14 protein-coding genes are annotated in these 14,249 nt (G+C 62.4%); 5 read left to right on the forward strand and 9 right to left on the reverse strand.

Features of this window, described 5'->3' with window-relative positions; genetic code table 11:
- Nucleotide 1 precedes the first annotated feature (1 nt).
- The 3 genes from ACO06O_RS00345 to ACO06O_RS00355 all read right to left on the reverse strand — a co-directional run bounded on the left by ACO06O_RS00345 (nt 2) and on the right by ACO06O_RS00355 (nt 3,149).
- Nucleotides 2-889 carry a hypothetical protein gene (locus ACO06O_RS00345; RefSeq protein WP_421875120.1) on the reverse strand — a complete coding sequence of 296 codons (888 nt, stop codon included), beginning with the start codon at nt 887-889 and terminating at the stop codon, nt 2-4.
- A 218-nt stretch (nt 890-1,107) separates the two neighbouring features.
- Nucleotides 1,108-2,316, reverse strand: coding sequence for a M24 family metallopeptidase (locus tag ACO06O_RS00350; RefSeq protein ID WP_421875122.1), 1,209 nt, complete (start codon nt 2,314-2,316; stop codon nt 1,108-1,110).
- A 29-nt stretch (nt 2,317-2,345) separates the two neighbouring features.
- On the reverse strand, nt 2,346-3,149 hold the full coding sequence (locus ACO06O_RS00355; protein ID WP_421875124.1) for a phytanoyl-CoA dioxygenase family protein: 804 nt from the start codon (nt 3,147-3,149) through the stop codon (nt 2,346-2,348).
- Between the two features lie 75 nt (nt 3,150-3,224).
- On the opposite strand from ACO06O_RS00355, the gene ACO06O_RS00360 reads away from it, so the two are divergent.
- From ACO06O_RS00360 to ACO06O_RS00370, 3 genes are all read left to right on the forward strand, one after another.
- Nucleotides 3,225-4,160, forward strand: coding sequence for a LysR family transcriptional regulator (locus ACO06O_RS00360; RefSeq protein ID WP_421875126.1), 936 nt, complete (start codon nt 3,225-3,227; stop codon nt 4,158-4,160).
- An 85-nt stretch (nt 4,161-4,245) separates the two neighbouring features.
- A complete protein-coding gene (locus ACO06O_RS00365; protein WP_421875128.1) occupies nt 4,246-5,178 on the forward strand; it encodes a dihydrodipicolinate synthase family protein in 933 nt (310 codons plus the stop codon).
- Between the two features lie 4 nt (nt 5,179-5,182).
- Nucleotides 5,183-5,644 (forward strand): GAF domain-containing protein, encoded by a 462-nt coding sequence (locus ACO06O_RS00370; protein WP_421875130.1) that lies wholly within the window; start codon nt 5,183-5,185, stop codon nt 5,642-5,644.
- A 6-nt stretch (nt 5,645-5,650) separates the two neighbouring features.
- Here the strand turns inward: ACO06O_RS00370 and ACO06O_RS00375 are convergent, their stop codons facing one another.
- On the reverse strand, nt 5,651-6,082 hold the full coding sequence (locus tag ACO06O_RS00375; RefSeq protein WP_421875132.1) for a winged helix-turn-helix transcriptional regulator: 432 nt from the start codon (nt 6,080-6,082) through the stop codon (nt 5,651-5,653).
- 107 nt (nt 6,083-6,189) lie between these two features.
- Here ACO06O_RS00375 and ACO06O_RS00380 point away from each other — a divergent pair, with 107 nt between their 5' ends.
- Nucleotides 6,190-7,602, forward strand: a complete 1,413-nt coding sequence (locus ACO06O_RS00380) for an MFS transporter (protein WP_421875134.1) — start codon at nt 6,190-6,192, stop codon at nt 7,600-7,602.
- 73 nt (nt 7,603-7,675) lie between these two features.
- Here the strand turns inward: ACO06O_RS00380 and ACO06O_RS00385 are convergent, their stop codons facing one another.
- Nucleotides 7,676-9,349, reverse strand: coding sequence for a glutamine--tRNA ligase/YqeY domain fusion protein (locus tag ACO06O_RS00385; RefSeq protein ID WP_421875136.1), 1,674 nt, complete (start codon nt 9,347-9,349; stop codon nt 7,676-7,678).
- 4 nt (nt 9,350-9,353) lie between these two features.
- A protein-coding gene (gene prfB, locus ACO06O_RS00390; RefSeq protein WP_421875138.1) for a peptide chain release factor 2 occupies nt 9,354-10,482 on the reverse strand; the annotation gives its coding sequence in 2 pieces (ribosomal slippage) (nt 9,354-10,412 and nt 10,414-10,482; 1,128 coding nt in all).
- Between the two features lie 191 nt (nt 10,483-10,673).
- Here prfB and ACO06O_RS00395 point away from each other — a divergent pair.
- Nucleotides 10,674-12,620 (forward strand): methyl-accepting chemotaxis protein, encoded by a 1,947-nt coding sequence (locus ACO06O_RS00395; RefSeq protein WP_421875140.1) that lies wholly within the window; start codon nt 10,674-10,676, stop codon nt 12,618-12,620.
- Nucleotides 12,621-12,626: 6 nt separating this feature from the next.
- Here the strand turns inward: ACO06O_RS00395 and ACO06O_RS00400 are convergent, their stop codons facing one another.
- From ACO06O_RS00400 to ACO06O_RS00410, 3 genes are read right to left on the reverse strand one after another with little or no spacing between them, the layout of a single operon-like run.
- Nucleotides 12,627-13,517 carry a DMT family transporter gene (locus ACO06O_RS00400; protein ID WP_421875142.1) on the reverse strand — a complete coding sequence of 297 codons (891 nt, stop codon included), beginning with the start codon at nt 13,515-13,517 and terminating at the stop codon, nt 12,627-12,629.
- Nucleotides 13,514-13,861 carry an antibiotic biosynthesis monooxygenase family protein gene (locus tag ACO06O_RS00405; RefSeq protein WP_421875144.1) on the reverse strand — a complete coding sequence of 116 codons (348 nt, stop codon included), beginning with the start codon at nt 13,859-13,861 and terminating at the stop codon, nt 13,514-13,516. Before ACO06O_RS00405 ends, ACO06O_RS00400 begins: the two co-directional genes overlap by 4 nt.
- Nucleotides 13,858-14,187, reverse strand: coding sequence for an NIPSNAP family protein (locus ACO06O_RS00410; RefSeq protein ID WP_421875146.1), 330 nt, complete (start codon nt 14,185-14,187; stop codon nt 13,858-13,860). The genes ACO06O_RS00405 and ACO06O_RS00410 overlap by 4 nt, the downstream gene beginning before the upstream one ends.
- Nucleotides 14,188-14,249 lie beyond the last annotated feature (62 nt).

Here is a 14,249-nt window from a genome sequence, read left to right on the forward strand (position 1 = left end):
CTCAGGCCGGGTGACGGTCGCGCAGTGCCAACAGCCGCTCCCGCAGGCGTCCGTAGACCCCCGATTGGAAACAGCAATAGACCGCCAGCGATGGCAGGATGACGATGAATGCCAGAACGGCGTCCAATACCAACCGCCCGATGGTTTCGCCGAACGCACCAAACAGCGATGAGAAGATCACGATCACAAATCCGCCCCCCATGCCGGCGATGAAACCGATCAGGGCAAAGAGGAGCGCACTGCTGATAACTAGGACCAGGACACTGAAGAAAATGCGCCACCCCTGCCCCTGCGTGATCTGCCAGGACTCGGACACGGATACTTCGTCGCCGACCGCCGCCCCGACCAGCAGGGGGATCATGCGCCCGATGCAATAGACATACGCCACGATCGCGGAGAACCCCACGATGAACGCCAGCGCGCCGGTCGCGACGGTCGATAGAACGGCAAACAGAACTGCCACGAAGATCACGCAGCACAGGAACAGGAACAGCGACGCCATCAGCAACCGACGTTCCCGCGTGCCATATGGCCATTTCGACCCGCCCAACGCGAACTCCGGGCCCATCGCGGCCTGACGATACCAAACTGCGTAGAGCGGGATCACCAGAAGAACCTGAAGGACGGTTGCAAGGAGGAGGGCGACGATGAACTCGCTGGAGAAAAACTGCGAGAATGTATCGGCGACCTGATCCTGCGCCCCATCGTTCGAGAGCAAATGGGGCATCACATAGCTTGGCAATGTCATCACGGCCGCCGCGACGACCGCGGGCAGCCATGCGACCTTCAGATAGGTCGCGTATTTACCGATACCCTCGCGGTAGGCGAAACCGACGGACCCGAAAACCGGGACCTTTGACGGCACCGTCGTTTCATTCACATCACTCATCGCACTCCCCCACCGCAACCACCAAGACAGGTTTCCCAACGAGGGAACTATGCGGGGTTGCGCAGGGCAAGAAAACGAAAATATCCGCCGGGCGGTTTGCAGCGCCGGCTAGCCCTCAAACTGTGCGGCGGCCTTGACCCATTTTCGAATGCCAAGTTCGGCAGGGCGCCCTTAGGGGCGCCCTGCCGTGCTGACTTCGGCGCCCCCGAAGGTGCGGGCTAAAGAATGTTATGCTCCGGACCGAAGGGGTAACCGGTGATGTTCTCCGCGCCGTCTTCCGTGACGATCAAGATATCGTGCTCGCGATAACCGCCTGCGCCGGGCAGGCCTTCGGGCAGCATGATCATCGGTTCCATGGACACGACCATGCCGGGCAGCAGGGTGGTGTCGATATCCTCGCGCAGTTCGACGCCCGCCTCGCGGCCGTAATAGTGGCTCAGCACGCCGAAGCTGTGACCGTAGCCGAAGGATCGGTACTGCAGCAGATCCCATTCGCGATACATGTCGTTCAGTTCGGCCGCGATATCGCAGCACCGCGCGCCGGGTTTGATCAGGTCCAGCCCGCGCCGGTGAACGGCGACGTTCTTTTCCCACAGATCGAGATGCGCGTCGGAAGCATGTTCGCAGAACAGGGTGCGTTCCAAAGCCGTGTAATAGCCGAAGATCATCGGGAAGGTGTTCAGCGACAGGATGTCCCCCGCCTGCACGACCCGGTTCGTGACCGGATTATGGGCCCCGTCCGTGTTGATGCCCGACTGGAACCATGTCCAGGTATCCATCAACTCGACATAGGGATAGGACGTCGCGATCTCGCGGATCATCGCATTGGTGCCGGCGATGGCGACCTCATGCTCCGGCACGCCGGCCGCCACGGCCTCGGCCACTGCGGCCCCGCCGATATCCGCGACCTGGGCCCCTTTGCGGATCAGGACATGCTCCTCCGCCGATTTGATCGTGCGCATCCACATGGACGGCTGACCGACATCGACCAGTTCCACGCCGGGCAGCGCGTCTTGAAGCTGGCGTTGCGTGTCCAGCGTGATGTGGTCGAATTCCACACCCAGCCGCTTCACCCCCTTGGTCAGGGTTTGGACGGCGTGGAAGTAATTGTCCTTGCGCCAGTCGGTATAGGTGACGTTGTCCCCAAAGGTGCGCCGCCAGGGCTGCCCGCCGTCGATCCCGGCGGAGATGGAGGTGGCGCCGTCCCGGTCAATGACGAAACCGTATTTCCGCCCGAAATAGCAGTAAACGAAGCCCGCGTAATAGTTGATGCAGTGATAGGAGGTGAACAGGCAGGCATCGACATCGTTCTGCCCCATCCAGTCGCGCACGGCGTTCTGCCGCCGCGCCATTTCCGCTTCCGAGAAGGGGGAGAAGGATTTTTCGCCATTATGCCAGGTCACCAGACGCGCGAGATCGTCGGCCATATCTACTCTCCTGAATTTCAGGCGGCGTCTCAGGCGCCGCGAAGGATGGGGAAATCCGGGCCCGACAGCGGCGCGCCGCTGGTCAGGGTCACATTCGGGAAGGGCGGCGAGGTCACGCGGCCTTCGGGCCGAATGAAGGTCGCCGGCCCGCCGACCAGGCGCAGCGAGAAGGCGCGGCGGCTCTGATCGGGGCTGTTGTTGGCGGGCGCGCCATGGATCGTGCGGTAGTCGAAGGCGACCGCATCGCCCGGTTCCAGCGCCCAGCCGAGAATGTCGTAATCCTCGCGGTGGTCGTTGATGTTCGGAATGTCCTCCAGCCCGTCGCCGGGGTTCAGGGCCGATCCGTCGAACCGCTGCGGCCGAAAGAACTTGCCCCATTTATGCGACCCGCCGACGAATTCCAGCGTTCGGTCGCGCGGCACCGGGTCCAACGGCACCCAGATGCTGACCGTGCGCGGCGCCTGGACGCTGTAATAGGGCTGGTCCTGGTGCCAGGGCGTCGGGATACCGGTATTGGGCAGTTTGACGATGACATGCTCGTGAAAAAGCTGAACCCGATCACAACCCATCAGTTCGGCGCCGACATCGGCGGCGGGGGAATCGAAGATGAAGTCCCGGTACTGCGGGATACGCTGCCAGTTGCAATAGTCGCTGAGGAAGGTGCCGCCCTTTTCCTCGTCATGATAGATGCGGGCTTCCGGGGCGGGATCTTCGATGTTCCGGTCGACCCCGGCGCGCAGCGTGTCCATCCAGTCGCGGAAGACGCCGCGCAGCACGGTCGCGCCGTCGCGGTCGAACGCATCGATGGTGTCCTGGTCGAGATAGGCGGTCATGGTTTCGATCCTCCGGAAAGCGTGGGAGACCCCTTCGCTTTACACCCCCAGCGCCCATCCGTAGAAATAATACTTATGGATATACTTCATAAGAAAATCCGATCGCTTACCTTGAAGCAGATCGCCTATGCCGTGGCGACGGCGGATGCGGGGAACGTGTCGATGGCGGCGCGGCGGCTCAATGTCTCGCAGCCGGCGATCTCTGCCGCGATCCAGGCGCTGGAGGATCTGTTCGGGCATCGGATTTTCACCCGCCATCCCGGACAGGGGGTGGCGCCGACCTCTTTTGGGCTGACAGTGCTGGCCGAGGCACGGACCCTCTTGGCACAGGTGGAAAGTTTCTCCTCGCTGGGCGATCCGACCGCCGCACCGCGGGGTCAGGTCGTCCTATGCTGCTATCGCGGGCTTGCCCCCCATATCCTGCCTGGCCTGCTGCGCCATATGGAACGGCGGATCCCCGGCGTCGTCGTCCGCTTCCTGGAGGTCGACCTGGACGAGGTCCCGGCCCGCCTGCAACAGGACAATGCGGATATGGCGATCACCTATAATCTTGGCCTGGATGACGGCCTGGAAACGCAGACGCTTTATGCGGCGACGCCTTACCTCCTCTGTGCGGCGGATCATGATTTGGCCTTGCGCGGGGCGGCGTCCTTGCAGGACCTGCAGGACCAGCCGCTGATCCTCCTGGACCAGCCGACCAGTGCCCAGCATATGATCGGGCTGTTAAAGGGTCATGGCGTGGAACCCCGCATCGCCGCGCGGGTCAGTGATTACGAGTTGCAGCGGTCATTGGTCGCCCATGGGTTCGGCCTGGCATTGACCTATACCGTGCCGAATACGGGCACGTCCTATAACGGCCTGCCCTTGGTGGCGCTGCCGATCGACAATCCGCTGCCGTCGGAACGCGTGCTGCTGGTCCGCACCGTTCAGTCCCGCTATCACCCGGCGGTCGCCGCCGCCCATGACGCCGTTCTGGACTGGGCACGCACGGAGCGCCGGACGCAGGTCTGATTGCAGGGCCCTTGATCGCCGCCGCCCGGCGGTTTAACGCTATCGCCCGAACAGAGTTCCAAGCATTCGAGAGGGAGGCCGTTCCATGGCCCGCGGTTCGTTTTCCGGCGTGTTGTCGCCGGTCCTGTCGCCCAACAGTGCCGATGGCGGCGTCGACGCCGAACGCTTTCAGGCGATGTGCAAATGGCAATTGTCGGCGGGGATCGATGGACTGGCCATTTTCGGTACCACCAGCGAGGCGAACAGCATTTCCGTCTCGGAGCGTTTGAAGCAGACCGAAGCCCTCGTCGAGTCCGGCGTTCCCGGCGAGAAGCTGATGCCGGGCACTGGCACCTGCTCGCTTGCCGATACGGCGGCGCTGACCAAACAGGCGGTGGAGCTGGGGGCCGGCGGCGTCCTGCTGCTGCCGCCCTTCTACGATAAGGGCGTCAGCGAGGATGGGCTGTTCGCCTATGTCGCGGAATTGATCCGCATCGTCGCGGACGACCGGCTGCGTATCTACCTCTATCACATCCCGCCGCAGGCCGTGATCGGCTGGTCCCTGCCATTGATCCAGCGCTTGGTCGCGGCCTTCCCGGAGACGATTGTCGGCCTGAAGGACAGTACCGGCGACTGGGACAATACCAAGGCGATCCTGGACAATGTCCCGGATTTCGACGTCTTCCCCGGATCTGAACTGCTGCTACTCGACGGCCTCAAGAATGGGGGCGCCGGATGCATCAGTGCGACTGCCAACGTGAACCCGCCCGGTATCCGCGCCGTTCTGGATGCCTATGCCGCGGGCGATATGGACGCGGCAGAAAAAGCGAACGAAGCGATGAAGGCGGTTCGTCTGGTCTTCCAGGGCTACGCACCAATCCCCGCCTTGAAAGCGGCCGTTGCCAATTTCTGCGGCGACGACGGATGGGCGGCGGTCCGACCGCCGCTGCTGGGCCTGACTGCCGACAAGACCGCAACCCTGATGGAGCAGTTGCGGCAGTTGGAATTCTCCATCGATTTTGGCGGAAAGCTGGGCTGAGACCATGAGCGAAGATCGTTATCGCGAAGTCGTGCAACGCATCACCGCCCTGGCCGAGGGCGAGACGGACGCCATCGCGCTGATGGCAACGACCGTCTGCGAGCTGTACCAGGAGGACGAACGCTTCGACTGGGTCGGCTTCTACCGCAACATCGGCAACGACACGTTGAAGATCGGGCCCTATCAAGGCGGACATGGCTGCCTGACTATCCCGTTCTCGCGCGGCGTCTGCGGCGCCTGCGCCACGACGGGCGAGGTGCAATTGGTCCCCGATGTCGACGCCTTCCCGGATCACATCGCCTGCGCGTCCAGCACGCGATCCGAATTGGTCCTGCCGGTCCGGGATGCGAAAGGCAAACTGCTGGCGGTCCTGGATATCGACAGCGATCAGCCCGACGCCTTCGACCAGGAAGACGTCACCGCCCTGGAAAGCCTGATGCGGGACCTCTTCGCCAAGGCGCAGTGAGCGAGGCTATAGGTCCCCGTCCTCCAGGGCGCGCGCGTCATAGCGCATCCGCGCCTCGATGATATTGGCCTGGTGCGTCTCGGTCCAATCGACCAGCGCCTGCACCGTCATCAGCAATGAACAGCCCAGCGGCGTCAGCGCGTATTCGACCTTTGGCGGGACGGTCGGATAGACCGTCCGTTCGATAATCCCGTCCCGCTCCAAATGGCGCACGGTCGTGGTCAGCATCCGCTTGCTGATCCCGTCGATATTCCGGCGCAACTCCGAAAACCGCAGCGTCCGCTTCTCCAACAGGGCAATGACCAGCAGCGACCATTTGTCGGCGATCCGGTCCAGGATCTGCCGTACCTCGCACCCTTCCCGGCTGTCCCACTGCAACACATCGTAGTCGCAGGTGAGTTTGCAGTTACCCGGTGAATTTGAAGTGCCTTCTTCCATAGCGGCAGACCATGCCTTACCTAGGCTTTGGTTACAAGTTGGAACCGGGTGCGGATAAGTAACCGCCCACATCCGGTCCCGTTCAATCGCCCAAAGGAATCCACCCAATGACTGCGACCGCAACCGAGCCGGCGGACGGCCGGACCGTGCGAATGAGCGCCCGTGCAAAGGGCGCCCTGCTTGTTCTATGCAGCGCGATCTTTCTGGAAGGCATCGACATTGCGATGTTGAACGTCGCCCTGCCATCCATCCGGGCCGAGCTTGGCCTGTCGACGACCATGCTCAGCGCCGTCGTCAGCGCCTATGTCATCGGCTATGCCGGTTTTATGCTGTTGGGCGGGCGGATCGCCGATCTGTTCGGGCGCCGACGGGTCTTTCTAGCGGCACTCAGCGTCTTTCTCGTTTTCTCAGGTCTCGGCGGTTTCGCGACGGAGGGTTGGATGCTGCTCACCGCACGCTTCGTAACCGGCCTTGCCGCCGCCTTCATGACGCCGGCGGGCCTGTCGCTGATCACCACGAATTTCCCGGAGGGGCCGCTGCGGAACAAGGCGATCCTGATCTATGCCGGAACGGCCGCCGCTGGCTTCTCGCTGGGCCTGGTCGCGGGCGGGTTCCTGACGGCGATTAGCTGGCGCTGGGTCTTCTTCGCACCGGTCATCCTGACCGCCCTTATTCTGTGCCTCGCGCCCCGGCTGATCATCGATCGGGCACCAGCGCCGGAACGCCGAAAGTTCGACTTCCTGGGCGCCATCCTGATGACAAGTGCAATGTTGAGCGCAACCTTCGGCGTCACCCAGCTGGAACGCCCTGACGAAATCACCGTCGCCCTGTGGTCCTTCGCACTCAGCCTGGTGCTGTGGGCGGCCTTTCTGATCGTTGAGCGAAACACGGCAGTCCCTCTGCTTCGTCTGGGAATCTTCCGGTCGCCGGCACTGGTCCGGACAAACACTGCCACCCTGCTGTTCGCCGGTTCCTTTTTCGGCTTTCAGTTCCTGGTGACGCTGTACCTCCAGGAAGTGATGAACTGGACCCCGGTTGAGACCAGCTTTGCCCTGTTGCTGATGGGCGTCGACGCCATCCTGGCCCCGACCCTGACACCATGGTTGGTCAGCAAATGGGGCAATGTGAAAGTGATCTTCGGCGGCCTTGTCCTGGCGGTGGTCGGCTATGCGTTGTTCCTGGGCATGGGACTGGACTGGACCTATGCCGCGATGTTCCCGTCCATGCTGGCGCTGGGCATGGCGTTTGCCTTGGCCTATGGGCCGCTGACCATCGCCGCGACGGACGGCATTGAAGCGGAGGAACAGGGGCTTGCCAGCAGCTTGGTCAATACGGCGTTCCAGTTCGGTGCCGCACTGGGTCTGTCCGCGGTGAGTGCGCTGGTGGTCTACAATCTCGGGCTTGAGGACCATCCCGAAGCACGGATCGAGGCCCTGCGGACCGCATTGCTGATCCCGGTTGCCGCCGCCACGTTGGCCGCCTTGATCATGATGACCGGCTTCGGCCGCCGCGCCGCCTGAATCGGAGGCCCAAAAACGAAAACGCCGGCCACACGCTTGGGGCCGGCGTTTTCACATTCAGACTTCGGAACGGTCAGCCGTTCTTCTGCGCCTTGGCCCAGCTGTCACGCAGCCCGGTTGTGCGGTTGAAGACCATCTTGTCCGCGGTGCCGTCCGGATCGACGCAGTAATAGCCCTGCCGTTCGAACTGCACCGTCTCGCCGACCGGGATCTCGGACAGGCTCGGCTCCAGTTTCGCGTCGGCAATCACCGACAGCGAATCCGGGTTCAGATCGTCGATCGGATCGCCGTCCGCCCCCGGATCCGGGCGGGTATAGAGGTGGTCGTAGACACGCACCTCTGCCGAGACCGCGTGTTCCGCCGATACCCAGTGCAGCGTGCCCTTCACCTTGCGGCCGTCCGGCGCATCGCCGCCCTTGGTCGCCGGATCATAGGTGCACAGCAGCTCCACAACCTCGCCGGCATCATTCTTCACCACATCCTGGCAGGTGATGAAATAGGCCCAGCGCAGACGCACCTCCCGGCCCGGGGCCAGACGGAAGAACTTCTTCGGCGGGTCTTCCATGAAGTCCGCCTGTTCGATGTAGAGCGTGCGCGAGAACGGAACCTGCCGCGTCCCGCCATCCGGATCTTCCGGATTGTTCACGGCATCCAAGGTTTCCGATTGCCCTTCCGGATAGTTGGTGATTGTAACCTTAAGCGGCTCAAGAACGGCCATGCGGCGTTGGGCGGTCTTGTTCAATTCTTCCCGGATGCAATGTTCCAGCATCGGGTACTCGATGGTGTTGTCCGATTTCGTCAGGCCGATCCGCCCGCAGAAATCGCGCAGCGCCGCCGCCGGCACACCGCGCCGCCGCAACCCGCGCAGGGTTGGCATGCGGGGGTCGTCCCAGCCGCGCACATGGCCGTCCTTCACAAGCTGGATCAGCTTGCGCTTCGACAGTGCCAGATAGGTCATGTTCAGGCGCGAGAATTCCGTCTGGCGCGGCCTCGACGGCACCGGCAGGTTCTCGATGAACCAGTCATAGAGCGGCCGGTGATCCTCGAATTCCAGGGTGCACAGGGAATGGGTCACGCCTTCGATCGCGTCGCCCTGGCCATGCGCGAAATCATAGGTCGGATAGATGCACCAGGTGTCGCCCGTGCGCGGGTGGTGCGCATGCAGGATGCGGTACAGTACCGGGTCGCGCAGATTGATGTTGCCCGATGCCATGTCGATCTTGGCCCGCAGGCACTTTTCGCCGGCTTTGAACTCGCCGTTCCGCATCCGCGCCAGCAGGTCCAGATTCTCTGCCACCGTTCGGTTTCGGTATGGGCTTTCCCGGCCGGGCTGCGTCAGCGTTCCACGATATTCACGGATTTCGTCAGGCGACAGATCGTCGACATAGGCCTTGCCCGCTTCGATCAGATGGATGGCATAGCCATAGAAGGTCTCGAAATAATCCGACGCGAATTTCGGCTCGCCGTCCCAATCGAAGCCCAGCCAACGGACGTCTTCCTGGATCGCGTCGATATATTCCTGCTCTTCCTTGGTCGGGTTGGTGTCGTCGAAACGCAAGTTGCAGCGCCCGCCGAATTCCTGTGCCACGCCGAAATTCAGACAGATCGATTTGGCGTGCCCGATATGCAGATAGCCGTTCGGCTCCGGCGGGAACCGGGTCACCAGTTCGGCGACCTTGCCATTCGCCAGGTCGCTTTTGATCATGTCGCGAATGAAGTCGCGGCGTTCTTCGGGGGTCTCGCTCATGGGATCAATCCAGATCTTCGACGTCGCTCTGATTGCCGTCCAGCTTGGAGGCCAGCGACGCTTCCAGGAAGTCGTCCAGGTCGCCGTCCAGCACCGCGCCGGTATTGCTCGTTTCCACGCCCGTGCGCAGATCCTTCACCATCTGATAGGGCTGCAGGACATAGGACCGGATCTGCCGGCCCCAGCCGATTTCGGTCTCGGCCTCGAAATTCTCCTGGGCCGCCGCTTCGCGCTTTTTCAGTTCCATCTCATAGAGACGGGCCTGCAACATTTTCATCGCCGTCGCGCGGTTCTTGTGCTGTGACCGGTCGTTCTGACATTGCACCACGATGCCGGTCGGCTGGTGCGTGATGCGAACGGCTGAATCGGTCCGGTTGACGTGCTGACCGCCAGCCCCGGAGGCGCGATAGGTATCGACGCGCAGATCGCCGTCATTGATTTCGATTTCGATGGAATCGTCGATTTCCGGATAGACCTTCACCGACGAGAAGCTGGTATGCCGCCGCGCCGAGGAATCGTAAGGCGAGATCCGGACGAGGCGATGAACGCCGCCTTCGGTCTTCAGCCAGCCATAGGCATCCTGACCGACCACTTTCAGGGTCACGGATTTGATGCCGGCTTCTTCGCCGGGGCTTTCTTCCATCAGTTCGGTCTTATAGCCACGCTTGTCGCACCAACGCGAATACATGCGCGTCAGCATCTGCGCCCAATCCTGGCTTTCCGTACCGCCAGCGCCGGCATGCACTTCCAGGAAGCAGTTGTTGCCGTCGGCCTCGCCGGACAACAGGCTCTGCAATTGCAGCTTACCGGCGGTGTCGCGCAGTGCCGACAGGGCGGCTTCGGCATCGGCGATCATCGACTGATCGTCTTCCATCTCCGCCAGTTCGATCAGTTCGACATTGTCCTTCAGACCGTTCTGCAGCTCCAGAAAGCCGTTGATACGGCTTTCCAGCGACGCGCGTTCGCGCATCACCTTCTGGGCGGCTTCAGGGTCATTCCAAAGGCTGGGGTCTTCCGACCGGGCATTCAATTCTTCCAGGCGTTTCGTCGAAACATCCCAGTCAAAGATGCCTCCTCAGCAGTACCAGAGACTGCTTGAGTTCGTCGACCACCGCTTGCGTCTCGGCGCGCATTCAACCGCGTCCTTTCCAAATTCGGATTTTCGGTCCTGCACTTAGGCGATGCGGCGCAAACAGGCAAGCCCGGCGGCCAACGAAGGTGCAACACATCATGAAGGTATACATTGTCAACAATTGATATGTAACGTTGTGGGTCGCGGACCTGAACCGCCGGGCGGGCGGTTCACCAAAAGGGGGCATTTGCCATGAACTTGACCATCGGTACCCGCATTCTGCTGCTGACCGCCGTTACCGTTCTGGCGGTTTTCGTCGCCTTCATCGTCTATTTCACCTTCAAACAGCAGGTGGAGACGCGGAACACGCTGCAATCCCACGTATCCGAAACCGGAAGCCTCGCTTCCTTGAGCGTCGCCAATTGGGTTTCCGCGCGCAGGCTTCTGATCGAAAACCTTGCCGACAACATCGAAAAGCAGAGTGCCCCCGATCAGGTCCGCGAACTGGTCAATGCCAAGGTATTGGAGGACAATTTCCTCTATGCCTATTTCGGGTCGAACCAGGGCGAGATGATCATGTATCCGAATGAGGCCCTGCCCGCCGACTATGACCCGCGAAAGCGACCCTGGTATATCGACGCAACGGCGGCACGGGCCAGCACGCTGACGGAGCCCTATGCCGATGCCACGTCCGGCGCGTTGGTGGTGACGGTCACGACCCCCGCGGTGAAAGGCAGCGATGTCCTGGGCGTCGTCGGCGGCGACCTGACCCTCACCACTCTGTCCGAGGTCATTCGCGGTATCGATGTCGGCGGAATCGGCCACGCCTTCATGGTCAATGGCGAAGGCACTGTCCTGATCCACCCGGATCCCGAGCTGTCGTTGAAACCGATCGCCGAGGTCTATGAAGGCGAGAATCTGACCTTCGACGCCAATACCGGCCGCCTGATCGACGGATCGGGCGATCAGATGTTTGCCTTCTTCAAGGTCGAGGGCCTGCCGACGGTACAATGGTATCTGGGCTTCGCCATCGACCGGGACCTCGCCTTTGCCGAACTGGCGGAGTTTCAGAGGAACGCCGTTGTCGCGGCGGTCCTTGCGGTGCTGATCACCGTTGGCGTCCTGTTCCTGCTGGTGCGCGGATCCGTGTCACGGCCGATCGTTTCCATGACGGACGCCATGACGCGGCTGGCGGACGGCGACCTGCAAGTCTCGATACCGGGTGCAGACCGTCGGGACGAGATCGGATCGATGGCCAATGCCGTCACCGTGTTCCAGCGCAACGCCGTCGAGAACCAGCGTCTGCAGGAGGAAACCAAGCGCCTGGAGGAAGATGCCGAGAAAAAGCGCCAGAAAACCCTTCTGGAAACCGCCGACCGGTTCCAGAGCCAGGTCAGGGGATCGATCGACAAGGCCAGCACGGCGGCCAATGCCATTACCCTGACCAGTCGCGATGTCGAGGAAACCTGCGGCCACGCCCAGGGCCGCAGTCAGATCGCGGCGGAATCCGCGTCCGACGTCAACGAGAACGTCGCCATGGTGGCGGCGGCGGTCGAGCAACTTCGCGCTTCGATCCAGGAGATTAGCGGGCAGACCCAGTATTCGCGGGATGTGTGCCAGAATGCCGAGGATCGCGCGAACCAGGCAGTCGAACAGGTCGAAGGGCTGGTTCAGTCGGTCAGCCGGATCAACGAGATCGGGACATTGATTCAGGACATCGCCGCGCAGACCAATCTTCTGGCCCTGAATGCCACGATCGAGGCCGCCCGTGCCGGCGAGGCCGGCAAAGGTTTCGCCGTCGTCGCCAACGAGGTGAAAAGCCTGGCCAGCCAAACCGCGAAAGCGACCGAGGAAATCTCGCAGCAGGTGGCCGAGGTGCAAAGCAAGACGTCGGTCACCTCCGACGGGATCAGTCAGACCGTGGACGTCATCGCCAACATCTCCAATGTGATGATGACCATCGCCACGGCGGTTGAGGAGCAGAACGCCGCGACCGCAGAGATCAGCCGCGCCGTGACAGAGGCTTCGTCGCGTACCAGCAGCCTGAGCGAGGCGGTGCACGATTCCCTGGATTCGGCGGTAAAGAGCCAGAAGTCGGCACAGGAAGCGGGCCAGGCCGGTGCCGAACTGGCCGTGCGGTTCAAGGAATTGACCGCGGCGGTCGATGACTTCCTGGCCGGATTCCGGGCACAACAATAAGAAGGGTTACCGGCGCGTCCGGGACGCCAGATTGATCAGAACGACCCCGGCCAATGCCGTGGCGATCCCGCCCCAGACCGTCGGCTCTATCGTCTCGCCCAGAAGCACGACCCCCAGGACCACGCCGATTCCCGCGCGCAGATAGCTCTGGCTGGCGACGCCGGCCGGGCCCAGAGTGCGGATCAGGCGGAAGTAGATCGTCATGGCGAAGGCCGTGCTGAACAGCGCCAGTGCGACGGCGGCGCCGAGACTTTCCGCGCTGGGGTTCAACGTCCAGGGTCGGTCGACGATGACAGCCGCAGGGATCAGCCAGACCGACGCCCAGATCATGGTGCCCGCCGCCGTCACCCGCGCGGAAAGGTGGGACAGTTGCCGACCGTATAGGGCAGCACCGGCATAGAGCATGGCCCCCAGGATCACCGCGCCCTGTGCCAGGACATCGCGGCCCAAGCCGTTCAGCACATCCGGTCCGACGATCAAGACCACGCCGACCAATCCTGCCCCTGCCCCGGCGCAACGCAGAGCGGCCGACCGCATTCCGGACCAATGCCCCAGGGTCACGAGCACCACGAAGATCGGCGACGTCGAATTCAGAACGCCGGCCAGTCCGCTTTCGACATATTGCTGACCCCAGGCCAGGACGGTCCATGCCCCGATGCTGTTGAAGAAGGCCTGGATCAGCAACCGGCGCCAGGACATCGAATCGCGCGGCAGGCGCTCCCCATGCAGGTGGACCATCGCCGTTAGGAACAAGGCGGCGACCGAAACGCGAAGGGCGATCAGGGTCAGCGGCGGAATGGTTTCCACCGCGACCGAGATCAAGGGATAGGACCCGCCCCATAACAGGGCGAGCACCCCCAGCAGGGCGAATTCCCGCCCGTTCGAATTCTGCGTCATGCGCCGTGCGTCTCGCGCGAATCCGCCGGGGCCTGTTCGCGATCGGTCATGCCGTAATCGCGGATGACGCTGGCGATCCGCAGGCGATAATCCCGAAACACCCCGTCCCGGCCCGCGGATTGCGCGCCGCGATGGGCCGTCCGGTTGCGCCAGGCCGCCACCGCCTCCTCATCCCGGAAGAAGGACAAGGACAGCAGCTTCGACGGGTCGGACAGGCTCTGAAACCGCTCCACCGACAGGAAGCCGTCATGGTCCTTCAATTCCTCGAACAGGCGCGCGGCAATATCGAGATAGGCCGCCTTGCCGTCTGCGCTGGGCATTACTTCAAAGATGACCGCGATCATGACGACACCGTCCCGCCATGGGGCAGCGACACGCATTTCAGGAAAGTTCGGTCCTCGCGCAGAAGGAATTTCTCACGCTGCGCGAATTCATAGTTCTCGCGGCCCAGCGGATCGGAGGCCAAGCGTGCCCGATAGGCCTCATAGGCAGCCAGGCTTTCGATATTGTAAACGCCATAGGCCAGTGTGGACGACCCTTCATGCGGCGCGAAATAGCCGACCAGATCGGCGCCGCAGCGCGGGATGGCCTGGCCCCAATTGCGGGCGTATTCGGCGAAGGCGTCCTTCTTGGTCGGGTCGATATGATAACGGATGAAACAGGTCAGCATCGGTGCCTCCATCAAGTTGCGATGCCCCTGTTTGCCACGTTGCCGACCGACAATGCTTCGGC

The organism is Pacificispira sp., from assembly GCF_965228185.1.
GTDB lineage: Bacteria > Pseudomonadota > Alphaproteobacteria > UBA8366 > Aestuariispiraceae > Pacificispira.

What these genes read in the sequence shown, in the direction of transcription:
- ACO06O_RS00345 (WP_421875120.1), bottom strand. Translation starts at nt 889, where the DNA reads ATGAGTGATGTGAATGAAACGACGGTGCCGTCAAAGGTCCCGGTTTTC.
- ACO06O_RS00350 (WP_421875122.1), bottom strand. Translation starts at nt 2,316, where the DNA reads ATGGCCGACGATCTCGCGCGTCTGGTGACCTGGCATAATGGCGAAAAA.
- ACO06O_RS00355 (WP_421875124.1), bottom strand. Translation starts at nt 3,149, where the DNA reads ATGACCGCCTATCTCGACCAGGACACCATCGATGCGTTCGACCGCGAC.
- ACO06O_RS00360 (WP_421875126.1), top strand. Translation starts at nt 3,225, where the DNA reads ATGGATATACTTCATAAGAAAATCCGATCGCTTACCTTGAAGCAGATC.
- ACO06O_RS00365 (WP_421875128.1), top strand. Translation starts at nt 4,246, where the DNA reads ATGGCCCGCGGTTCGTTTTCCGGCGTGTTGTCGCCGGTCCTGTCGCCC.
- ACO06O_RS00370 (WP_421875130.1), top strand. Translation starts at nt 5,183, where the DNA reads ATGAGCGAAGATCGTTATCGCGAAGTCGTGCAACGCATCACCGCCCTG.
- ACO06O_RS00375 (WP_421875132.1), bottom strand. Translation starts at nt 6,082, where the DNA reads ATGGAAGAAGGCACTTCAAATTCACCGGGTAACTGCAAACTCACCTGC.
- ACO06O_RS00380 (WP_421875134.1), top strand. Translation starts at nt 6,190, where the DNA reads ATGACTGCGACCGCAACCGAGCCGGCGGACGGCCGGACCGTGCGAATG.
- ACO06O_RS00385 (WP_421875136.1), bottom strand. Translation starts at nt 9,349, where the DNA reads ATGAGCGAGACCCCCGAAGAACGCCGCGACTTCATTCGCGACATGATC.
- ACO06O_RS00395 (WP_421875140.1), top strand. Translation starts at nt 10,674, where the DNA reads ATGAACTTGACCATCGGTACCCGCATTCTGCTGCTGACCGCCGTTACC.
- ACO06O_RS00400 (WP_421875142.1), bottom strand. Translation starts at nt 13,517, where the DNA reads ATGACGCAGAATTCGAACGGGCGGGAATTCGCCCTGCTGGGGGTGCTC.
- ACO06O_RS00405 (WP_421875144.1), bottom strand. Translation starts at nt 13,861, where the DNA reads ATGATCGCGGTCATCTTTGAAGTAATGCCCAGCGCAGACGGCAAGGCG.
- ACO06O_RS00410 (WP_421875146.1), bottom strand. Translation starts at nt 14,187, where the DNA reads ATGCTGACCTGTTTCATCCGTTATCATATCGACCCGACCAAGAAGGAC.